A 20,950-nucleotide genomic window follows, 5' to 3' on the forward strand; every position below is an offset into this window, starting at 1 on the left:
GGGTATCGTTCTCTCAGGGTCTTCAATGAAAAGAGCCGGCGCTCGTGGCGCCGCTCAGGTACGCCGGGTCACGCGTCGGACCAGGCGGTCGCCCGTGATTTGCACGGCCGAAACGAGTGCGATCAGGATCACGATCACGGTCACCATCACGGTGGTGTCGAAGCGCTGGTAGCCGTAGCGGATCGCGAGATCGCCGAGCCCGCCCGCGCCGACGGCGCCGGCCATCGCGGTCGAGCCGATCAGCGCGACGACGGTGATCGTGAAGCCGCCGAGCATGCCGGGCAGCGCTTCCGGCAGCAGCACGTGCCACACGATGTGGCGACGTTTCGCGCCCATCGCGAGCGCGGCCTCGATCAGCCCGCGATCGACTTCGCGCAGGCTCACCTCGGCAATCCGCGCGAAGAACGGAATCGCGGCGATCGACAGCGGCACGACGGCCGCCCACACGCCGATGGTCGTGCCGATCAGCACGCGCGTGAACGGCAGCAGCGCGACGAGCAGGATGATGAACGGCGTCGAGCGGAACACGTTGACGAGCGCGCCGAGCACCGCGTTCACGCCGCGCCGCGCGTAGATGCCGCCCGACGCGGTCGTCACGAGGATCACCGCGAGCGGGATGCCGATCAGCGCAGCGATCGCGGCCGACGCGGCGACCATCGACAGCGTGTCGCGGATCGCGTCGAGCAGTTCGGGCCACCAGAGTTCAAACATAGCCGAGCACCTCCGCGTGGTTCGCATGGCGGCGTGCGCGTTCGAGCAGTGCCGCGACCGCGCCGCCGCGTGCCGGCGACTGCCCCGCGTCGTCCGCGCGCGGCGATGCCGCGATCACGAGACGCCCCTGCGCATGGCCCTGGATCCGCTCGATCCCGCCATGCAGAAAGCGCACCGAACCACCGAGCGCCGCCGCGAGCGCGCCGACGTCCGGCTCGCCGTCGCTCTCGCCCGTATAGCGAACGTCGAGCACCACCTGCGCGCCGTCGGGCAGCGCGGCCTGCTCGGGCAACGGCCGCACGCGCGCGGCCAGTTCGGCCGGCAGGTCGTGCACGAGCGTGCTGAGCAGCGCCCGCGTCGCGCCGTGGCGCGGATCGCCGAACACGCGCCACACCGGGCCCGTTTCGACGACCTCGCCCTGCTCGATCACCGCGACCGTGTCGCAGACCGCGCGGATCACTTCCATCTCGTGCGTGATCAGCACGATCGTCAACCCGAGGCGGCGGTTGATGTCGGCGAGCAGCGAGAGGATCGATTGCGTCGTCTCGGGATCGAGCGCCGACGTCGCCTCGTCGCACAGCAGCACCTCGGGGTCGTGCACCAGCGCCCGCGCGATGCCGACGCGCTGCTTCTGGCCGCCCGACAGGCTCGCCGGATACGCGTCGCGCTTCGCGGCGAGCCCGACGAGGTCGAGCAGCGCCTCGGCCTTGCGCGTGCGCTCTGCCTTCGGCACGCCGGCGATCTTCAGCGGCAGCGCGACGTTCTCGAACACCGTCTTCGCCGACAGCAGGTTGAAATGCTGGAACACCATGCCGGTGCGACGCCGCAGCGCGACGAGCCCGTCCTCGTCGAGCGCGCCGACGTCGACGCCCTGCACGCGCACGCTGCCCGAACTCGGCCGCTCGAGGCCGTTCACGAGCCGCAGCAGCGTCGACTTGCCGGCGCCGCTGCGGCCGATGATCCCGAACACCTCGCCGCGCCGCACGTCGAGCGTCACGTCGCGCAGCGCCGCGGCCTGGCCGCGCGGCGTCGAGAACACCTTGCCGACGTGCGCGAGCGACACGGCGGCGCCGTCGGCGCGTGCGGCCGCTTCGTCAAGCGCCCCTTGTGCGTGCGCGCCTGCGCCGGCCCGCGCGGCCGAAGCCTCGATGAAACCCAGCGTATCGAACAATTGCGTCATCGCTTCGCTCCGTCACGTTCATGCATGCGCGGGATGCGCGGGTTCCGTCGCCGGCGCGGTGGGCCGGTGCCGCGCGCCCGTGTGCCAGGCCGGCAGCCGTGCGCCGGCGCCGAACAGTTTCTCGCGCAGCGTCGGGGCGGAATCGTAGTCTTCCTTGTAGACGCCGCGGTTCTGCAATTCCGGCACGACCCAGTCGACGAAATCCTCGAACGACTCGGGCATCACGGTGCGCGTCAGGTTGAAACCGTCGATGCCCGTCTCGTCGATCCACGACTGCAGTTCGTCCGCGACCTGCGACGGCGAACCGACGATCGGCGCATAGCGGCCACCCAGCGACATCTGTTCGAGCATCCGGCGCACGGTCCAAGTGCCGGTCGTGCTCTTGCGCGAGATCGCGTCGACGGCCGACTGGATCGAGTCGGTCTTCACGTACGAGATCGGCTCGTCGAGGCCGTACTTCGCGAAGTCGATGCCGGTCGAGCTCGCGAAATGCGCGAGGCCGGCTTCCGGGCTCGCGTAGCGCCGGTATTCGTCGAACTTCTCGCGCGCGAGACGTTCGGTCTCGGCGGTCACGACGCTCACGCCGGCGAAAATCCGGATCGATGCCGGGTCGCGCCCCTGCCGTGCGGCGGCCGCGCGAATGTCGAGCACGGCCGCGCGCGCGGCGGCCTTGCTCTGCCCGTTCACGAACACGCATTCCGCATGCCGCCCCGCGAATTCGACGCCGCGCGCCGACGAACCGGCCTGGTACAGCACCGGCGTGCGCTGCAGCGACGGCTCGCTCAGGTGGATCGCGTCGACCGAATAGAACGGCCCGTCGTGCTTCACGCGCCGCACCTTGCCCGGCTGCGCGAACACGCGCGCGTGCGCATCGCGGATCACCGCGTCGTCGTCCCAGCTCTGTTCCCACAGCTTGTAGACGACGTCCATGTAATCGTCCGCGCGTTCGTAGCGGTCGTCGTGGCCGATCTGCTGCGCGAGGCCCATCCCGCGCGCGGCGCTGTCGAGATAGCCGGTCACGATGTTCCAGCCGACGCGCCCCTTCGTCAGGTGGTCGAGCGTCGACATGCGGCGCGCGAACAGGTAAGGCGGCTCGTAGGTCAGGTTCGCGGTCACGCCGAAGCCGAGATGTTGCGTGACCTGCGCCATCGCGGGCACGAGCAGCAGCGGATCGTTGACGGGCACCTGGACCGATTCGCGCAGCGCGGCGTCCGGGCCGCCGCCGAACACGTCGTACACGCCGACGATGTCCGCGAGAAAGATCCCGTCGAACTTGCCGCGTTCGAGCGTCCGCGCGAGATCGGCCCAGTAGTCGAGATCGGTGTAGTGCGCGGAGCGGTCGCGCGGATGCGTCCACAGCCCGTGGTTGATGTGCCCGACGCAGTTCATGTTGAACGCGTTGAGCAGGATCTTCTTGCGGTTCGCCGTCGTCATGTCGCCTCCGTCACCACGCGATCGCGTACAGCGAGCCGAACGCGTTGTCGAGCGCCCGGCGCACCGCCGGCGAGTGCTGGTAGATCGCGATGAACTTGCGGATGCGCGCATCGTTCACGCTCTCCGGCCGCACGACCCACTGGATCGCGAAGTTCTTGTTCTCGGTGCCGTCGAACAGCAGCGCGCTGTTCGGGTCGGTCGTGCCGGCGAGCTTGATGAAGCTCGGGTAGCCCTGCGCGAGATCGACGTCGTCGAGCGAGCGCGCGAGCTGCGACGCTTCGAGCGGGATGATCTTCAGGTGTTTCGGATTCGACACGATGTCGTGCGTCGTCGCGCGGTAGTCGGCGCCCGGCTTCAGCGTGATGAGGCCCGCGCGCTGCAGCAGCAACAGCCCGCGCCCGCCGTTTACCGGATCGTTCGCGATCGCGACGCGCGCGCCGTCCTTCAGCTCGTCGAAGCGCTTCACCTTCTTCGAATAGAGACCGATCTTCATGATCGTGCCGGGCGCGATCGATACGAAGTTGTAGCCGCCCTGCTTCTTCGCGTTCTCGAGAAACGGGATGTGCTGGAAGTAATTGACGTCGATGTCCTTGTTCGCGAGCGCCGCGTTCGGCGTATTCCAGTCGGTGAACTCGACGATCCGCACGTCGAGGCCCTGCTCCTTCGCCTCCTTCGCGGCGATCTTCAGCGCATCGATCTGCGGGCTCGTCGAGATGCCGACCTTCAACGGCGCGGTATCGGCACGCGCGCCGTTCAGCATCACGACGCCGAGCAGCGCGGCGGCCAGCAGGCGGGTCACGCGGCCGGGGGAAAAACGGGTGGAAAAAACGGCATGCAGCATGGGAACCACTCTCCTGTCCAAAGACGGTATCGACGGATGAGCGACGCCGCGGCGAACGCGCGGGCGTTCTCCGGACGGTCGTCGTCGCATCGGAAAAGGATCAGCCGATGATAGAGAGCGTCGGGAAGGCGGTCTACGAAGCGATTGTGCGAAGAAAATCGCGTGCGGCGATATGGCGCGCAATCCGCCGCGCTGGCGGGCGCCCGGATGGCCAGTTGGCCGAAATCTCGGCCTGGCCGGCGGGCGAATTCCGAAATCTCGGCCAGCCTGCGGCTGAATCCTTTCCGCAGACGAAACAAATTCCTTATGAATCAATGCATTGCAAATATTTCGGCAGGCCGGATTTCTGGCACGGGGGTTGCGTAATAGAAGGCACACGATGCCGCGAAGCCATGCAGGCATTCCAACATCAGGAGACACGTCTTGCAGACCTCAATCCCTACCCCCACCCGTGCCGAGCCGATTGCCGAAGCCGGTCCCGCCGCGCGCGAGCGCTTCTGGCCTGAAGGCTGGTGGAAGCTGATGGAAATCCGCATCGGCATCATCCCGCTGCCGGTCTACGTGATCCTGTTCGGGCTGATCGTCGGCTTCGCGGTGACGGGCAAGGTGCCCGGCGAGATCTCGATGGCGATCGCCGTGCTCGCGTTCTTCGGCTTCACCTGCGCGGAACTCGGCAAGCGCCTGCCGCTCTTGCGCAACATCGGCGCGGCCGCGATCTTCGCGACCTTCGTGCCGTCGGCGCTCACCTATTACCACGTGCTGCCGAAGCCGGTGCTGAACCTCACCGTCGAGTTCACGAAGTCGACGAACTTCCTGTACCTGTTCATCGCGTCGATCATCGTCGGCAGCATCCTGAGCATGGACCGGCGCGTGCTGATCCAGGGCTTCGTGAAGATCTTCATTCCGCTCGCCGCCGGCTCGGTCGCGGCCGCGATCGTCGGCACGGCGGTCGGCACCGCGCTCGGCCTCGGCGCGCGCCACACGCTGCTGTACATCGTCGTGCCGATCATGGCGGGCGGCGTCGGCGAAGGCGCGATTCCGCTGTCGATCGGCTATTCGGAACTGATGCACCTGCCGCAGGGCGAGATGTTCGCGATGGTGCTGCCGCCGGTGATGCTCGGCAGCCTGACCGCGATCATCCTGTCGGGCGCGCTCGACATGCTCGGCAAGCGCCTGCCGCACCTGACCGGCAACGGCCGCCTCCAGGTCGGCGAAAGCGGCGACATGACGCCGGAAAGCGAGGAAATCCGCGGCCACGTCGACGTCACGCACATCGCGGGCGCCGGCATCACGGCGATCACGCTGTACCTCGTCGGCCTGATGGCGCACAAGCTGTTCGGCCTGCCCGCGCCGGTTGCGATGCTGTTCCTCGCGGTGCTGGTGAAGCTCGCGCGCGCGGTGTCGCCGCCGCTGCAGGAAGGCGCGTTCGTCGTCTACAAGTTCTTCTCGACCGCCGTGACGTATCCGCTGCTGTTCGCGATCGGCGTCGCGATGACGCCGTGGGACAAGCTGACCGCCGCCTTCACGATCGTCAACGTCGTCACGATCGTGTCGACCGTCGCGACGCTGATGGGCACCGGTTTCGTGGTCGGCCGCCTGCTGAAGATGTACCCTATCGACACCGCAATCGTGAACGCCTGCCACAGCGGGCAAGGCGGCACCGGCGACGTCGCGATCCTGACCGCCGCGAACCGGATGCAGCTGATGCCGTTCGCGCAGATCGCGACGCGCATCGGCGGCGCAATCGTCGTCACGGTGACGCTGATCCTGGTCGCGCACTTCGGATGACGCGCCGCTGCGCGCACCGTCGCGCAGGCTGCTTCGCTCGCGCCGCCGCCGGCCCTGCCGGCGCGCGGCGCGCGTCGTTCGGGGCGTCGCTCCGGGGGCCGGTTGCGGACGACCGGTTGCGGGCTTCGATGAGGGCGAACGTGCAGAAGAGCTTCAAGGGAATCCCGTGGTGGGGGTGGGCGTCGGCCGCCGTGCTGTATGTCGGCGTGGCGGGCGCGGCCGTCGATTTTGCGTGGGAACGCGCGATCGACGCGCTCGAGGAAACCGGCGCGCATCGGCTCGACCTGTACGCGTCGAGCCTGAAGAGCGAACTCGGCCGCTTCGAGATCCTGCCCGGCCTGGTCGCCCGCCAGGACGGAGTGCGCGCGCTGCTGCGGGCCGCGCCGCAAGACCGGCCCGCGCTCACGCACACCGTGAACACGTATCTCGAAGCCGTGAACCGCGACGCGGGCAGCGGTGCCGTCGACGTGATCGACCTGCAGGGCGAAGTGATCGCCGCCAGCAACTGGAACGAGACGATCAGCTTCGTCGGCACCAACGTGTCGTACCGGCCGTACTTCAAGGATGCCTTGGCACACGGCAGCGGCCGCTTCTTCGGGATCGGCACCAACACCGGCGTGCCGGGCGTCTACTTCGCGAGCGCGGTGCGCGACGACGGCGTGCCGATCGGTGCGGCGGCCGTGAAGATCAGCGTCGACCCGCTCGAATCCGCGTGGCGCGCGCCGGGCGTCGCCGCGATGGTGGTCGACGGCAACGGCGTGGTCGTGATCTCGACCGAGCCGGCGTGGAAATTCACCGCGTTGCGCCCGATCACCGCGCAGCAGCAGCGCGACATCCAGGCGTCGCGGCAATACGCGGGCCGTACGGTCGACGTGCTGCCGTATCGCCACATCGGCGACCGCAGCGCCGCCGCATGGTTCGGCACGTTCCCGGATCCGCGTCACGCCGGCCGCAGCACACGCTATCTCGTGATGTCGCGGCCCGCGCCGCAGGCCGGCGACTCGCTGATGGCGCTGCTCGACATCGCCGGCGCGCGGCGCCAGCAGCAAACCGCGTTCGTGTTCGTCACCGGCGCGTTCCTGATCGCCGCGCTGCTGGTCGGCTACGCGATCCAGCGCCGCCGGGCGATCGTCGCGCGGCTGAACGCGCAGGACGCGCTGCGCCGCGCGAACGACCGGCTCGAGTTGACCGTCGCGCAGCGCACGGCCGCGCTGACGGCCGCGAACGAGCGGATGCAGCGCGAGATCGTCGAACGCGAACGCACCGAGCAGCGGCTGCGCGATTCGCAGCAGGAAGTCGTGCACGCGGGCAAGCTCGCGGTGCTCGGGCAGATGGCCGCGGGCCTCACGCACGAGCTGAACCAGCCGCTCGTCGCGATCCGCACGCTGTGCGACAACGCACGCACGTTCTTCGAGCGCGGCCAGCCGGCGCCGGCATACGCCAATCTCGAACGGATCGGCAAGCTGGTCGACGGCATGGCCGTGCTCACCGGCGAGCTGAAGACCTTCGCGCGCAAGCCCGATGTCGAGCGCGTCGCCGTGTCGCTGAACGAGGCCGTCGCGCACGCGCGGCTCATCTACGATGCGCGGATCCGCGACGAAGGCGTGCAGCTCGACGTGAACATCGCGCCCGGCACGACGGTATCCGCGGAATCAAGCCAGTTGCAGCAGGTGATCGTGAACCTGCTCGGCAACGCGCTCGACGCGGTGCATGACGCGCCGGTGCGGCGCATCGTCATCGAAGCCGACGATGCGGACGCAGCCGGCCGCGTGCGCCTCACCGTCGCAGACAGCGGCGCCGGCATCGCGCCCGAGGTGCTTCCGCACCTGTTCGAGCCGTTCGTCACCACCAAGCCGCGCGGCCAGGGCCTCGGGCTCGGCCTCGCGATCACGTCGCGCATCGTCGAGGCGTTCGGCGCGAAGATCGCCGCGACGAACCGCGACGCCGGCGGCGCGCAGTTCACCATCGAATTCGCGGCGGTCACGCCGCAACAAAGGACAGAGCATGGAAGATGAGATTCGCGTGCTGGTCGTCGAGGACGATGAAAACGTCCGGATCGGCGTCGAGCAGGCCGTCGCGCTCGCGGGGTTCCCGGTCGACGCGTTCGCGTCGGCCGCCGACGCGCTCGCGCACGTCGCGCCCGGCGCGCCCGTCGTGATCGTGTCGGACGTGCGGATGCCGGGCATCGACGGGCTGCAGCTGCTCGAACGCGTGATGGCCGTCGATACGCAGATTCCGGTCGTGCTGATCAGCGGCCACGCCGACATTTCGACGGCCGTCGGCGCGATGCAGGACGGCGCATACGACTTCATCGAGAAGCCGTTCTCGTCGGACGTGATCGCCGGCCGCGTCGCGCGCGCGGTCGAGAAGCGCAGGCTCACGCTCGAGGTGCAGGGGCTGCGCGCGGCGCTCAACAACTGGCAGGGCATCGAGGCGTTCGTGCTCGGCAAGTCGCCCGCAATGGCCGAGGTGCGCAAGAAGATCCTGCGCCTCGCCGATACGTCGGTGTCGGTGCTCATCACCGGCGAGACGGGCACTGGCAAGGAACTGATCGCGCGCAGCCTGCACGACTTCGGCGGCCGGCGCGATGCGCATTTCGTCGCGCTGAATTGCGGCGGCCTGCCCGAGCAGGTGTTCGAGAGCGAGCTGTTCGGCCACGAGGCCGGCGCATTCACCGGCGCGATCAAGAAGCGCATCGGCAAGATCGAATGGGCGCACGGCGGCACGCTGTTCCTCGACGAGATCGAGACGATGCCGATTCCGCTGCAGATCAAGATGCTGCGCGTGCTGCAGGAACGCGTGGTGGAGCGGCTCGGCGCGAACGAGCTGATTCCGGTCGATTGCCGCGTCGTCGCCGCGTCGAAGGCCGATCTCGCCGAACTCGCGGCCGACGGGCGCTTCCGCGCGGACTTGCTGTATCGGCTCAACGTCGCGCAGATCGAGCTGCCGCCGCTGCGCGAGCGGCGCGAGGACGTGCCGCTGCTGTTCGAGCATTTCGTGCTCGCAGCCGCGCGGCGCTTCGGGCAGCCGGCGCCGGTCGTCACCGCTGCGCAGGTATCCGAACTGATGACCCATGCATGGCCCGGCAACGTGCGCGAACTGCAGAACGTGGCCGATCGCTTCGTGCTCGGGCTGACCGGCGACAGCCTGCTGTCGTCCGGCGGTGCGCCCGTCGCGGGCGACACGCTCGCGGAGCAGCTCGCATATTTCGAGCGGATGCTGATCGAGGACGCGCTGCAGCGTCACAACGGCAACGTGGCGGATGCGAGCGTCGCGCTCGGCATGCCGAAGAAGACGCTTTATCACAAGCTGCGCAACCTGCGGATTCCCGCGCGCGGCGACGCGGCGGCCGACGGCGGCGAATGACGCGAAAGGATACGCACGGCATGGATCGCATCGACATCACCGCACGCGGCCGCATCGACGGCCACCTGATCCGCGGTGTCACCCGCGCACACAAGACGTTCCGCCCGAGCGACTGGCCCGAACGACTCGCGGGCGTCATCACGCTGTTCGTCGGCGAGCGGCGGCCCGGCTATCCGTGCGCGCTGTCGCGGCTTGCGATGCCGGTCGTCGACGGCGGCGTCAAATGCCTGTTCGTGTCGGACGAATTGCGCGACGTATGCGCCGACGCGTTCGACTTCGCGATGCAGTTCGCCGCCGACAACGATCTTCCCGTCGAGCTTCAGACCGCGCCCGCGCTGGTGGTGCGGTAATGCGCGGGCCGCGTTCGGCGGCCTTCGCCGCGCTTTCATCCGCGCAATCAATCATCAGATGATTGAAAGCTTCGCCACATCCCCACGCTGCGACAAGGGTTTTCAGCCGAACCATCAATAAAATTGATCGTGACGATGAAAATTATGCGTTTTCCTTGCAGCTTGCCGTGAGGCATAGTTGCGACGTGATGACGCACCCATTGAGTTTTCAGTCATGAACATGCGAATCGAGCCGTCGGTGCTCGCGAACCCGGACCTGCAATTTGCGACGCTTTCGTCGGGCATCAGCCTGCCGTATGTCGAGCGGGGGAGCGGCGCGCCGATGGTGTTCGTGCACGGATCGTTGTGCGACTACCGTTACTGGGAGCCGCAACTCGCGTCGCTGTCGGCGCACTACCGCTGCATCGCTCCTAGCCTGAGCCACTACTGGCCGGCCGTCGAAGCCGGCATCCAGGACGAATTCAGCTGGCAGAACCATGTCGACGAACTCGCCGAATTCATCGACGCACTCGATCTCGGCCCCGTGCATCTCGTCGGCCACTCGCGTGGCGGCAGCGTCGCGTTCAACGTCGCCCGCCAGCATCCGCAACTCGTCGACACGCTGACGCTCGCCGATCCGGGCGGCCCGCTGCAGCAGCCGGGCGTGCGCGAAGCCGCGTTGCCGGCCGCCGCGATCGCACTGCGCACGAAGGCCGTGAACCTGATCGGGGAAGGCGAAGTGGAAGCCGGCCTCGAGATGTTCGTCGATTCGGTGAGCCTGCCCGGCGCCTGGAAGAAGAGCACGTCGCGCTTTCGCACGATGGCGATCGACAACGCGAGCACGCTGCCGAAGCAGCTTCAGGATCCGCTGCCCGCGTATTCGCAGCACTCGGCGTCGGACATCGCGTGCCGCACGCTGCTGATCGACGGCCAGCGCAGCCCGAAGATGTTCCGCAACAACGTCGACACGCTGTCGCAATGGATCGGCGATGCGCAACGGCAGACCGTCGCCGGTGCGTCGCACGGGATGAACGCGGCGAGCCCCGCAGTGTTCAACCGTTACGTGCACGAGTTCGTCGCCGCGTAACGCTCGCGGGCGGCATTCGCGCCGCCCGTTGCTTAATCCCCTTTTCTCATTCGAAGCGCTGCGATGCGGGTTGCCTGCATCGCAGCGCTTCGTTCGCGTTCGCGTCACATGATCGGTTCGGGCTTGCGCGTCACCGCATCCGGCAACCCGAACACGCTGTCGAACGACCAGTTGTACGCGAACGTGAAGATCGGGAAGAACACGATCAGCACTGCGTCGTACAGGAACGCCTGCACCAGCGACACGTCGAGCCACCACGCGATCAGCGGGATCAGGAACGTCACGAGCGCGACCTGAAAACCGATCGCATGCACGACGCGCCGCGCGACGGTGCGCGTCGTTTCCGCGCGGCGCCGCTCCCACGCCTCGAACCCGAGGTTGTACAGAAAATTGACGATGACGCCCGTCGTCGAGATCATCACGCCGAGCAGGCCGCTCGTCGTCGCGCTCGCGCCGCTCAGCATGCCGAGTACCGACGATGCGACGAGGATGCCGAGCACCTCGAACATCACGACGTAGACTATGCGTCTCTTCCATCCTTGCATGACCCACCACCTTCATATCGAACGAGGTGGCGAGACTACAGCGGGCACTTCGCCCGCAAAAGTCAGGTCCTTTCAATTTTTCTGACAGGAGGCCGCCGATGCTGACCAGCGACCACATCGACATGCTGCTGACCGTCATCGACAAAGGCTCGTTCTCGGCGGCCGCGCGCGCGCTCGGCCGCACGCCGTCGGCGGTCAGCATGGCGATCGCGAACCTCGAGGCCGAGCTGGACCTCGTGCTGTTCGATCGCGGCACGCGCGAGCCCACGCCGACCGCCGCGATGGCCGCGCTGCTGCCCGATGCGCGGTCGATCGCCGAACGGTTGCAGGCGTTGCGCGCGCATGCGCAGCACTTGTCGGAAGGCGTCGAGGACACGCTGCGGCTCGGCCTCGCGGCGGAGCTCGACGGCGCGCCCGTTGCGCGCGCACTGACCGCCGTCGCCGCGAAATATCCGGCGCTCGCGATCAGCATCGTCACCGCGCCGCAGGACGCGATCGTCGACGCATTGCATCGCGGCGCGATCGATCTCTGCGTCGCGTACGGCGGGCTCGATCTTCATCCGCAGGAGCAGATCCACGCGCTGTGGACCGAGACGCTGATCGCCGTCGCCGCGCCCGGTCATCCGTCGATTGCCGAAGCCGCGCATCCCGAGGCGATCGAACGGCTGTCGGGGTTTCGGCAGATCGTTATCGCGGACCCAGAACGGCCGCTCACCGACGTGCGTCCCGTGATCGGCAACCGCACGTGGAAGGTGACCGACATGGCCACCGCGATCGCGCTCGTGAAGGCCGGACACGGCTGGGCGAACCTGCCCGAATCGCTGATCGGCCGGTATGTCGAAGACGGCGAACTGGCGCCGCTCGTGTTCGCAAACATCCGCAACGGGCTGCCGCTGCCCGTGTACCTGCGCCGGCCGAAGTACACGGGGCTCGGCAAGGCGGCCAGCGAACTGGTGCGGGCGCTGCGGGCGGAAAGCGACAGCAGGTAAGCGGTGCGGCGGCGAATGCCGCCGCAGCGTTGGTCAACGCCCGACGGCTCGACCGTTAGTTGCAGTTGCTTCGCGTCTTCCGGCAATCCCCCAATCCGACGTGGGACCTGCAACCGGAGCGACGCACCTGCGGCACCGCGACAAAAGGCCAACAAAAAAACCCGATCCGCGTTACCACGGATCGGGTTCTTCGATCGACCGCCCGTTACGGCAGCCCGTCGCCGGCCGGCATATCAACGCACGGCGACTTCCTGCTTGCCCGTCGCCGCATCGCCGACCGCCGTCGTCGCCGCGCCCCACCCGCCGCCCAGCGCGCGGATCAGGTTGACGGTCGACACGGCCTGCGCACCGGTCAGCTGGTTCGCCTGCAATTGCGACTGCAGCACCGACCGCTCGCTGTCGATCACGTCGAGATAGGCGACCTCACCTTCCTGATACTGCGTACGCGACAGCGTCGCCGCACGGCGCGACGCATTGACGGCCGCATCCTGCGCGCGAATCTGGTCGTCGAGCAGACGCAGATCGGCGAGATTGTCCTCGACCTCGCGGAACGCGACGAGCACCTGCTGCCGGTAGTTCGCGACCTGCTCGTCATACTGCGCGCGCGCCTGCTGCACGCCGGCCGCACGGCGCCCGCCGTCGAACAGCGGCAGCGTCAGCGCGGTGCCGGCGAACGGCCCGAGCAGGAACGTGCGGCTCGACCACAGGAACAGGTTGCCGAGCGTCGACGCTTCATAACCGAACGCACCCGTGATATCGAGCTTCGGGAAATACGCCGACTTCGCGAGGCCGATCCGCGCGTTCGCGGCCGCCATCGCGCGCTCGGCCGCCGACACGTCCGGGCGGCGTTCGAGCAGCGCGGACGGCAGGCCGGCGGGCACCTTCACCGCGACCGGCACGATCGGCGTCTCCTTGAACGCGAAGTCCGCGGGCGCCTTGCCGAGCAGGATCGCGAGCGCATGCTCGGACGCCGCGCGCCGGCGCGCGACGCCGACCGCATCGGCCTGCGCGGTCGCCAGTTCGTTCTTCGCGCGCGACACGTCGAGCTCGCTGATGTCGCCCTCGTTGAAGCGGCGCTGCACGAGCTTGAGCGCCTGGTCGCGCAGTTCGACCGTGCGACGGTACAGGTCCTGATCCGAGTCGAGCTGGCGCAGTTCGAAGTAGTTCTGCGCGACGTCCGCCTGCAGCGCGAGCTGCACCGAACGGAACAGCGCTTCGCTCTGCGCCTGGTCGGCGCGCGACGCCTCGACGTTGCGGCTCACGCGGCCGAACAGGTCTGCCTCGTACGACACCGTGCCCTGCGCGCGCCACAGCGTCGCCGTGGTCGGGCCCGTGCCCTGCGGCTGGAACTGCGACGCCGACGACAGCCCTTCGCGCGTCGGCCCGAATCCGGCGCCGACCTGCGGGAACCACTGCGAGCGCGCGGTGCGGGTCGCCGCACGCGCTTCCTCGACGCGCGCCGCCGCGGCCTTCAGGTTCTGGTTCGCGGCGAGCGCCTGCGATTCGAGCGAGTCGAGCACCGGATCGCCGAACACCTTCCACCATTCGCCGCGATGCTCGCCGTCCGCCGGTTCGGCGGTCTTCCACGTGCCGGCCTGTTCGCCGGCCGCGAGCGTCGGCGCTTCCTTGAACGCCGCGGGCGTCGACACGTCCGGGCGCTTGTAGTCGGGCCCCACCGCGCACGCGGCGAGCAGCGTCGCGAGCAAGGTGCTCGCGGCCGCCACCTTCGCGAAGCGCATCAGGCCATTCGAGTTGTGCATGTTGTCCATCTTTTTATCCTCAAGCATCCGAAGCCGGCACGCCTTGGCCCGGCACGCCATAGCCGGCGGAGTCCTTGCCGGCGACGTGGATCTTGCCGCCCGCCAGCGTGCGCAGCACGACGTAGAACACCGGCGTCAACATCAGCCCGAACAGCGTCACGCCGAGCATCCCGAAGAACACCGCGATACCCATCGCATGTCGCATCTCGGAGCCCGCGCCCGTCGACATGACGAGCGGCACGACGCCCATGATGAACGCGATCGACGTCATCAGGATCGGGCGCAGCCGCAGCCGGCTCGCCTCGATCGCGGCCTCGAGCGGCGTCCTGCCGTCGTGCTCCAGTTCGCGTGCGAATTCGACGATCAGGATCGCGTTCTTCGCCGACAACCCCACCAGCACCATCAAGCCGATCTGCGTGAAGATGTTGTTGTCGCCCTGCGTGAGCCACACGCCCGTCAGCGCCGACAGAATGCTCATCGGCACGATCAGGATCACCGCGAGCGGCAGCGTCAGGCTTTCATACAGCGCGGCGAGCACGAGGAACACGAGCAGCACGCTGATCGGGAACACCCACATCGCCGAATCGCCCGCGAGGATCTGCTGGTACGTGAGGTCGGTCCATTCGAACCGCACGCCGCGCGGCAGCGTTTCATGCGCGATGCGCTCGATCGCGGCCTGCGCCTGGCCCGACGAGAAGCCCGGCGCCGGGCCGCCGTTGATGTCGGCCGCCGTGTAGCCGTTGTAGCGCACGACCATTTCCGGGCCGAACGTCGGCGTTACCGTGACGAGCGACGACAGCGGCACCATCTCGCCACGGTCGTTGCGTGTCTTCAGCTGCAGGATGTCGTCCGCGCGCTGACGGAACGGCGCATCGGCCTGCACGCGCACCTGGTACACGCGTCCGAAGCGGTTGAAGTCGTTCACGTACAGCGAGCCGAGATACACCTGCATCGTGTTGAACACGTCGGTGACCGGCACGCCGAGCTGCTTCGCCTTCACGCGATCGAGGTCGACGTTGAGCTGCGGCACGTTGATCTGGTAGCTCGTGAACAACGGGCCGAGTTCCGGTGCCTGCTGCGCGCGCTTGATGAAGTCGTTGGTCGCATCCGACAGCTTCGCGTAGCCGACCGCGCCGCGATCCTCGATCTGCATCTTGAACCCGCCGAGCGTGCCGAGGCCGAGCACCGGCGGCGGCGGAAACACCGCGACGAACGAGTCCTTGATCGCGCCGTACTGCTGGTTCAGCGCACCGGCGATCGCGCCGGCGGACAACGCCTTGCCGTGCCGCTCCGAGAACGGCTTCAGCGTGACGAACACGATGCCCGCGCTCGAGCTGTTGGTGAAGCCGTTCACCGACAGCCCCGGGAACGCGACCGCGCTTTCGACGCCCGGCTGCTTCAGCGCGATCGAGCCCATGTCGCGAATCACCTTCTCGGTGCGATCGAGCGACGCGCCGTTCGGCAACTGCGCGAACGCGATCAGGTATTCCTTGTCCTGCGCGGGCACGAAGCCGCCCGGCACGATCTTCGACACGAGCACGGTCGCGCCGACCAGCACGAGGTACACGCCGAGCATCAGCGTCTTGCGCGACAGCACGCCGCGCACGCCGCGGCCGTAGTTCTCCGCGCCGCGATGGAACACCTTGTTGAAGCGCCTGAAGAAGCCGCCGAGCACGCGGTTCATCGCGCGCGTGAGCCAGTCCTCCTTGTCGCCGTGGCCCTTCAGCAGGATCGCGGACAGCGCCGGCGACAGCGTCAGCGAGTTGAACGCCGAGATCACCGTCGAGATCGCGATCGTCATCGCGAACTGCTTGTAGAACTGGCCGGTCAGGCCCGACATGAACGCGAGCGGCACGAACACGGCGACGAGCGTCAGCGCGATCGCGATGATCGGCCCGCTCACTTCCTGCATCGCCTTGTAGGTCGCCTGCCGCGCGTTCATCCCGCTTTCGATGTTGCGCTCGACGTTCTCGACGACCACGATCGCATCGTCGACCACGATACCGATCGCGAGCACCATCCCGAACAGCGACAGCGCGTTGATCGAATAACCGAAGCCGAGCAGCAGCGAGAACGTGCCGATGATCGACACCGGCACCGCGATCAGCGGAATCAGCGATGCGCGCCAGGTCTGCAGGAACACGATCACGACGATCACGACCAGCGCGATCGCTTCGAGCAGCGTGTGCACCACGGCCTTGATCGACGAGCGCACGAACTGCGTCGGGTCATAGACGATCTTGTAGTCGACGCCGGCCGGCATGTCCTGCTTCAGCTCGGCCATCGTCTTGCGCACTTCGTCGGAGATCTGCAGCGAGTTCGCGCCCGGCGACTGGTTGATCGCCATCGCAACGGCCGGCTTGTTGTCGAGCAGCGAGCGCAGCCCGTATTCGGACGCATCCAGTTCGATGCGCGCGATGTCGCGCAGGTGCGTGACGCCGCCGTCCGGCGTCGTCTTCACGACGATGTCGCCGAACTCGTCTTCCGTCTGCAGACGGCCGCGCGCGTTCACCGACAACTGCAGCGGCGTGCCGGGCAGCGACGGCGACGCGCCGATCACGCCGGCCGCGACCTGCACGTTCTGCTCGCGGATCGCCTGCACGACGTCCTCGGCGGACAGCCCGCGCTGCGCGACCTTCTGCGGATCGAGCCACACGCGCATCGCATAGTCGCCCGAGCCCCACAGCTGCACCTGACCGACGCCCTGGATCCGCGACAGGCGATCCTTCACGTTGATCAGCGCGTAGTTGCGCAGGTAGGTCATGTCGTAGCGGTTGTCCGGCGAGATCAGGTGGACCACCATCGTCAGCGTCGGCGAGCTCTTCACCGTGGTGATGCCGAGCCGCTGCACGTCTTCCGGCAAACGCGGCAGCGCCTGGTTCACGCGGTTCTGCACGAGCTGCGTGGCCTTGTCCGGATCGGTGCCCAGCTTGAACGTGACGGTGATCGTCATGTTGCCGTCGCTGTTCGCCTGCGACTGCATGTAGAGCATGTCCTCGACGCCGTTGATCTGCTCCTCGAGCGGCGACGCGACCGTCTCGGCGATCACTTTCGGGTTGGCGCCGGGGTACTGCGCCTTCACGATCACGGAAGGCGGCACGACTTCCGGATACTCCGAAATCGGCAGCAGGAACATCGCGATCACCCCGCCGAGCAGGATGATCACCGATAGGACTCCTGCAAAGATCGGCCGGTCGATAAAGAATTTTGAAATGTTCATGTCTGGCTCTGTCTGGTTGAACGCGTAAACCGTAGCGGCGGGCCGCTTACGATTCCGCCTTCGCCGGTGCGGCCGGCTTCGCGTTATCCGCGAGCGGCGCGGACGGCGCATCGCCGCCCGTCATCGGGACCATGTGCGGCTTCACCTGCTCGCCCGGGCGCACGCGCTGCGTGCCGTTCACGATCACGCGATCGCCGGCGGACAGGCCGCTCACGATCACGCGCCGGTTGCCGTGCTGCAGGCCCTGCTGCACTTCGCGATACGACACGCGGCCCTGCTGGTCGACGACGAACACGAACTTCTTGTCCTGGTCGGTGTTGATCGCCGCGTCGTCGACGAGCAGCGCCTGGTGCGGCGCGCTGCCGCCCACCTTCACGCGTGCGTAGAGACCCGGGACGAGCGCGCCGTCCGCGTTGTCGAAACGCGCGCGCACGCGGATCGTGCCGGACGACGTGTCGAGCCGGTTGTCGACCGAGTCGATCTCGCCGCTGCGCGAGTAGCCGGTTTCATTCGCGAGACCCAGCTCGACCGGCACCTTGCGGCCGTTGCGCGCGCCGTTGATGTATTGCAGGTAGGTCTGCTCGTCCGCGTCGAACGATGCGTAGATCGGCGACACCGATACCAGCGTCGTCAGCGGCGCGGCCGACGCACCGGCCGACACGACGTTGCCGAGCGTGATTTCCGCGCGCGACACGCGGCCCGACACGGGGGCGGTGATGCGCGTGTAGCCGAGATTGATGCGCGCCGTTTCCAGCGCGGCTTCGGCGGCCTTCAGGTTCGCGCTCGCCTCGCGCGCGGCGTTCTGCTTCTCGTCGTAGTCGCGCTTCGCGATCGCGTTGTCGCCGATCAGCCGCTGCGCGCGCTGCCAGTCGCTCTGCGCGTAGCCGTTGCGGGCCTGCGCGGCGGCGAGCTGCGCGGCCGCGCGGTCGGTTTCGGCCTGATACGGGCGCGGGTCGATCACGAACAGCACGTCGCCCTTCTTCACGAGCGCACCGTCCTTGAAGTTCACCGCGACGATCGTGCCCGACACCTGCGGGCGCACGTCGACTTTCTCGACCGCCTCGAGGCGGCCCGAATAGCTTTGCCAATCGGTGACGGTCTGCGGCACGACAGTCGCGACGTCGACTTCCGGCAGCGGCGCCGCCGCTTTCTCGGGTGCGTTCGCGTTCACGCGCATCGCGCCGAACGTGCCGAGGCCGACGACGGCAAGCGTCACGATCGCCGCGGTCGCGATTCGGGAGCGGGAGGTGCGTAGGATGGCCATGTGGATCTCCAATAAGCGTGGATTGGTCTGGTTATTCGGAACGGTTCGGCTGGCGCGCCTGGAAGCGGCACTGGAAGAAGCGCACGGCCTCCTCGAGCGCGGCTTCGTGCGTCGCGAGCGACGCGTGCGTGACGTCCGGGTAGCGGATCACCTGCGTGAGCACGCCCGATGAAATCAGGCAGCCCGCATATTTCTCCGCTTCGACGTGCAGCACGTCGTTCTGCGCGGTGACGACGAGCGTCGGCGGCAGGCCCGCGAGGCGCACCGATTCGAGCGGCGCGGCATACGGGTGCATGCGCTGCGCCGCCTGCGGCAGATAGGCGCGATAACAGGCCGCGCATTCGCGCGCGGTGATGTCCGATGAAAGGCGTTCGGCGTCGCCGATGCGCGTCATGCTCGGGTCGAGCATCGGCCCGAACAGCGCCTGCGCGGCGATCGACACTTCACCGCGATCGCGCGCGATGAACGCGAGACAGTTCGCGAGCTGGCCGCCCGCGTCGTGCCCCGCGACGCCGATCTTCTTCGGATTGCCGCCGAACGCGCGGGCGCGCGTCGCGGCCCATACGGCGGCGCGATACGCATCCTCCGGCGCGGCCGGAAAAGGAAAGGCCGGCGCGAGCGAATAATCGACCGACACTACGAGAGCTGGTAAGCGTTCTGCTAAAAAGCGCGCGGCGAAGTCGGCGTCGTCGAGCGTGCCGCGCACGAAACCGCCGCCGTGGAAATAAAGCACTACCGGCAGTCCGGTCTTGTCCGCACGCCGATAGAGGCGCAGCACGATGTCCTGCGCGTAGCCGGGGATTTCCACCTCCGCGACCGTCAATGCCGCGCCGGCTCTGGCTTCGGCGGGCAATGCGGCTTTCAGGAATTTGCTGAATTCAGAAGCGTCCATGACGATGCAGCATCCATTTCGAGATGGAACGAATTCTGGGTCCGGCAGACATTGGGATAAATGCCTATAATCCGGCAACACAATTCAACACCCCCGAACAATCCCAGGCTGCGCCGCCTACAAAGCGGCGCAGCCTTCTTGTTCCGGCGGCAAATTAGATTGCGGAGGTTGTGATGGACCGGCTTCAGGCCATGCAGGTGTTTACTCGCGTCGTCGATACAAGCAGCTTCACCAAGGCAGCAGAAACACTCAGCCTGCCGCGGGCATCCGTCACGACGATCATCCAGAATCTCGAAGCATTTCTCGGCGTGCGCCTGATGCACCGGACCACGCGCCGCTTGTCGCTGACGCCTGACGGCGCCGCGTACTACGAACGCTGCGTGCGGATCCTCGCCGATGTCGAGGAAACCGAAGCAAGCTTCCAGAACAACAACCGGAAGCCGCACGGAAAGTTGCGTATCGACATGCCGGGCTCGATCGGGCGGCTGCTCGTGATTCCGTCGCTGTGCGAATTCCACACGCGCTATCCGGACATCGACCTGCAACTCGGCCTGTCCGACCGACCGGTCGACCTGCTGCAGGAAGGCGTCGACTGCGTGATCCGCGTCGGTGCGCTGCAGGACTCGTCGCTCGTCGCGCGCCGCGTCGGCCTGTTCGAATGCGTGTCGGTGGCGTCGCCCGCGTATCTCGAGAAGCACGGCGAGCCGCACGCGATCGAGGACCTGGGCGACCACCGGGCCGTCAACTACTTCTCGAGCCGCACGGGCCGCACGATCGACTGGACCTTCCTCACGGACGGCAAGGAAGTCGAGGTCAAGATGAACGCGATCGTGTCGGTCAACGACGCCGATGCGTACGTGACCTGCGGGCTCGAAGGTTTCGGCCTGATCCAGCCGCCGTTGTTCATGGTGCTGCCGCACCTGCGCGACGGCCGGCTCAAGGAAGTGCTGCCCGGCCTGAAACCGCTGCCGATGCCGATCTCGGTCGTGTATCCGCACAGCCGGCACCTGTCGCCAAAGGTGCGCGTGTTCGTCGACTGGATCGCCGAAGTGTTCGACCGCTGCCCGCTGCTGAGCGGCAAGGGCAGCCTCGACGCGACGTGCAGCAAGCGCACGTTCGAGGAAGCCGAGCGCGCGCCGGCGCTCGACACGCCGGTCATCAACGAGTGGGTCGCGTAATCGTCTGAACCGCGGCGCGCGGGCTGTCCGGCCCGCGCGCCGTCCCGCCTTCGTGCCGCTGCGGTGTCGCCTTCGTGCCACCTTCCTCGCCGCGCACCTCGCCTTTTCCGAATCCGCATCACACCTTTTCGCCGCGTGCGGCAATGGTCCGCGCACGTCACTGCGCGAGCAGTGGCATACCGCCGCGAGGCCCGCTGCAGGCGGCTGCGGGCGATTTCGACATCCCCCTGACGACGTTGCGAATCGCGATTGTTCCTCGATCACGACAAATCAATTCGCGTCTGCCGCATTTATCGCGTCGGGACAGATACCTAGAGTAAACCCTGTCGCGCACCTCGTTGCGCATCGAACAGCCCCGTTTGACGG

Annotated in this window: 16 protein-coding genes; 7 read left to right on the plus strand and 9 right to left on the minus strand. The window is 67.5% G+C overall.

What is annotated here, in order from left to right:
• Window positions 1-54: 54 nt before the first annotated feature.
• The 4 genes from HWX25_RS11020 to HWX25_RS11035 are packed head-to-tail and all read right to left on the minus strand — an operon-like array spanning window position 55 to window position 4,166.
• Complete coding sequence (locus HWX25_RS11020) at window positions 55-711, minus strand: methionine ABC transporter permease (RefSeq protein ID WP_175908501.1); 657 nt, start codon at window positions 709-711, stop codon at window positions 55-57.
• The gene (locus HWX25_RS11025) at window positions 704-1,891 is read right to left on the minus strand and encodes an ATP-binding cassette domain-containing protein (protein WP_175908502.1); all 1,188 of its coding nucleotides are present in this window, start codon (window positions 1,889-1,891) and stop codon (window positions 704-706) included. Before HWX25_RS11025 ends, HWX25_RS11020 begins: the two co-directional genes overlap by 8 nt.
• Before the next feature lie 18 nt (window positions 1,892-1,909).
• Window positions 1,910-3,325: an LLM class flavin-dependent oxidoreductase gene (locus HWX25_RS11030; protein ID WP_175908503.1), complete on the minus strand. Its 1,416-nt coding sequence runs from the start codon at window positions 3,323-3,325 to the stop codon at window positions 1,910-1,912.
• A gap of 10 nt (window positions 3,326-3,335) precedes the next feature.
• On the minus strand, window positions 3,336-4,166 hold the full coding sequence (locus HWX25_RS11035) for a MetQ/NlpA family ABC transporter substrate-binding protein (RefSeq protein WP_059814903.1): 831 nt from the start codon (window positions 4,164-4,166) through the stop codon (window positions 3,336-3,338).
• Window positions 4,167-4,589: 423 nt separating this feature from the next.
• On the opposite strand from HWX25_RS11035, the gene HWX25_RS11040 reads away from it, so the two are divergent.
• The 5 genes from HWX25_RS11040 to HWX25_RS11060 all read left to right on the plus strand — a co-directional run bounded on the left by HWX25_RS11040 (window position 4,590) and on the right by HWX25_RS11060 (window position 10,736).
• Window positions 4,590-5,954, plus strand: coding sequence for a 2-hydroxycarboxylate transporter family protein (locus HWX25_RS11040; RefSeq protein ID WP_059528443.1), 1,365 nt, complete (start codon window positions 4,590-4,592; stop codon window positions 5,952-5,954).
• A gap of 128 nt (window positions 5,955-6,082) precedes the next feature.
• Complete coding sequence (locus HWX25_RS11045) at window positions 6,083-7,969, plus strand: ATP-binding protein (RefSeq protein ID WP_175908504.1); 1,887 nt, start codon at window positions 6,083-6,085, stop codon at window positions 7,967-7,969.
• The gene (locus HWX25_RS11050; protein ID WP_175908505.1) at window positions 7,959-9,320 is read left to right on the plus strand and encodes a sigma-54 dependent transcriptional regulator; all 1,362 of its coding nucleotides are present in this window, start codon (window positions 7,959-7,961) and stop codon (window positions 9,318-9,320) included. Before HWX25_RS11045 ends, HWX25_RS11050 begins: the two co-directional genes overlap by 11 nt.
• A gap of 20 nt (window positions 9,321-9,340) precedes the next feature.
• Window positions 9,341-9,670: a DUF3579 domain-containing protein gene (locus tag HWX25_RS11055; protein ID WP_175908506.1), complete on the plus strand. Its 330-nt coding sequence runs from the start codon at window positions 9,341-9,343 to the stop codon at window positions 9,668-9,670.
• A 214-nt stretch (window positions 9,671-9,884) separates the two neighbouring features.
• A complete protein-coding gene (locus tag HWX25_RS11060; RefSeq protein WP_059814915.1) occupies window positions 9,885-10,736 on the plus strand; it encodes an alpha/beta hydrolase in 852 nt (283 codons plus the stop codon).
• Window positions 10,737-10,840: 104 nt separating this feature from the next.
• Here the strand turns inward: HWX25_RS11060 and HWX25_RS11065 are convergent, their stop codons facing one another.
• Window positions 10,841-11,281 carry a PACE efflux transporter gene (locus HWX25_RS11065; protein ID WP_059528471.1) on the minus strand — a complete coding sequence of 147 codons (441 nt, stop codon included), beginning with the start codon at window positions 11,279-11,281 and terminating at the stop codon, window positions 10,841-10,843.
• A gap of 98 nt (window positions 11,282-11,379) precedes the next feature.
• Here HWX25_RS11065 and HWX25_RS11070 point away from each other — a divergent pair, with 98 nt between their 5' ends.
• The gene (locus HWX25_RS11070; protein ID WP_059814918.1) at window positions 11,380-12,270 is read left to right on the plus strand and encodes a LysR family transcriptional regulator; all 891 of its coding nucleotides are present in this window, start codon (window positions 11,380-11,382) and stop codon (window positions 12,268-12,270) included.
• A 233-nt stretch (window positions 12,271-12,503) separates the two neighbouring features.
• Here the strand turns inward: HWX25_RS11070 and opcM are convergent, their stop codons facing one another.
• From opcM to HWX25_RS11090, 4 genes are read right to left on the minus strand one after another with little or no spacing between them, the layout of a single operon-like run.
• Window positions 12,504-14,039, minus strand: coding sequence for a multidrug efflux transporter outer membrane subunit OpcM (opcM, locus tag HWX25_RS11075; RefSeq protein ID WP_175908507.1), 1,536 nt, complete (start codon window positions 14,037-14,039; stop codon window positions 12,504-12,506).
• 10 nt (window positions 14,040-14,049) lie between these two features.
• Window positions 14,050-17,250 (minus strand): multidrug efflux RND transporter permease subunit CeoB, encoded by a 3,201-nt coding sequence (ceoB, locus tag HWX25_RS11080; RefSeq protein ID WP_059528481.1) that lies wholly within the window; start codon window positions 17,248-17,250, stop codon window positions 14,050-14,052.
• Window positions 17,251-17,296: 46 nt separating this feature from the next.
• Window positions 17,297-18,514, minus strand: a complete 1,218-nt coding sequence (gene ceoA / locus HWX25_RS11085; RefSeq protein WP_059528484.1) for a multidrug efflux RND transporter periplasmic adaptor subunit CeoA — start codon at window positions 18,512-18,514, stop codon at window positions 17,297-17,299.
• 31 nt (window positions 18,515-18,545) lie between these two features.
• Window positions 18,546-19,406 carry an alpha/beta hydrolase gene (locus tag HWX25_RS11090; protein ID WP_059814924.1) on the minus strand — a complete coding sequence of 287 codons (861 nt, stop codon included), beginning with the start codon at window positions 19,404-19,406 and terminating at the stop codon, window positions 18,546-18,548.
• Between the two features lie 173 nt (window positions 19,407-19,579).
• On the opposite strand from HWX25_RS11090, the gene ceoR reads away from it, so the two are divergent.
• Window positions 19,580-20,584, plus strand: coding sequence for a putative multidrug efflux transcriptional regulator CeoR (gene ceoR / locus HWX25_RS11095; protein ID WP_059692278.1), 1,005 nt, complete (start codon window positions 19,580-19,582; stop codon window positions 20,582-20,584).
• Window positions 20,585-20,950: the final 366 nt, after the last annotated feature.

This window comes from Burkholderia sp. BCC1640, assembly GCF_902833125.1.
GTDB classification, from domain to species: domain Bacteria; phylum Pseudomonadota; class Gammaproteobacteria; order Burkholderiales; family Burkholderiaceae; genus Burkholderia; species Burkholderia diffusa.

Coding starts and splice junctions, on each gene's coding strand:
- HWX25_RS11020 (WP_175908501.1), bottom strand. CDS start 711: ATGTTTGAACTCTGGTGGCCCGAACTGCTCGACGCGATCCGCGACACG.
- HWX25_RS11025 (WP_175908502.1), bottom strand. CDS start 1,891: ATGACGCAATTGTTCGATACGCTGGGTTTCATCGAGGCTTCGGCCGCG.
- HWX25_RS11030 (WP_175908503.1), bottom strand. CDS start 3,325: ATGACGACGGCGAACCGCAAGAAGATCCTGCTCAACGCGTTCAACATG.
- HWX25_RS11035 (WP_059814903.1), bottom strand. CDS start 4,166: ATGCTGCATGCCGTTTTTTCCACCCGTTTTTCCCCCGGCCGCGTGACC.
- HWX25_RS11045 (WP_175908504.1), top strand. CDS start 6,083: ATGAGGGCGAACGTGCAGAAGAGCTTCAAGGGAATCCCGTGGTGGGGG.
- HWX25_RS11050 (WP_175908505.1), top strand. CDS start 7,959: ATGGAAGATGAGATTCGCGTGCTGGTCGTCGAGGACGATGAAAACGTC.
- HWX25_RS11055 (WP_175908506.1), top strand. CDS start 9,341: ATGGATCGCATCGACATCACCGCACGCGGCCGCATCGACGGCCACCTG.
- HWX25_RS11060 (WP_059814915.1), top strand. CDS start 9,885: ATGAACATGCGAATCGAGCCGTCGGTGCTCGCGAACCCGGACCTGCAA.
- HWX25_RS11065 (WP_059528471.1), bottom strand. CDS start 11,281: ATGCAAGGATGGAAGAGACGCATAGTCTACGTCGTGATGTTCGAGGTG.
- HWX25_RS11070 (WP_059814918.1), top strand. CDS start 11,380: ATGCTGACCAGCGACCACATCGACATGCTGCTGACCGTCATCGACAAA.
- opcM (WP_175908507.1), bottom strand. CDS start 14,039: ATGGACAACATGCACAACTCGAATGGCCTGATGCGCTTCGCGAAGGTG.
- ceoB (WP_059528481.1), bottom strand. CDS start 17,250: ATGAACATTTCAAAATTCTTTATCGACCGGCCGATCTTTGCAGGAGTC.
- ceoA (WP_059528484.1), bottom strand. CDS start 18,514: ATGGCCATCCTACGCACCTCCCGCTCCCGAATCGCGACCGCGGCGATC.
- HWX25_RS11090 (WP_059814924.1), bottom strand. CDS start 19,406: ATGGACGCTTCTGAATTCAGCAAATTCCTGAAAGCCGCATTGCCCGCC.
- ceoR (WP_059692278.1), top strand. CDS start 19,580: ATGGACCGGCTTCAGGCCATGCAGGTGTTTACTCGCGTCGTCGATACA.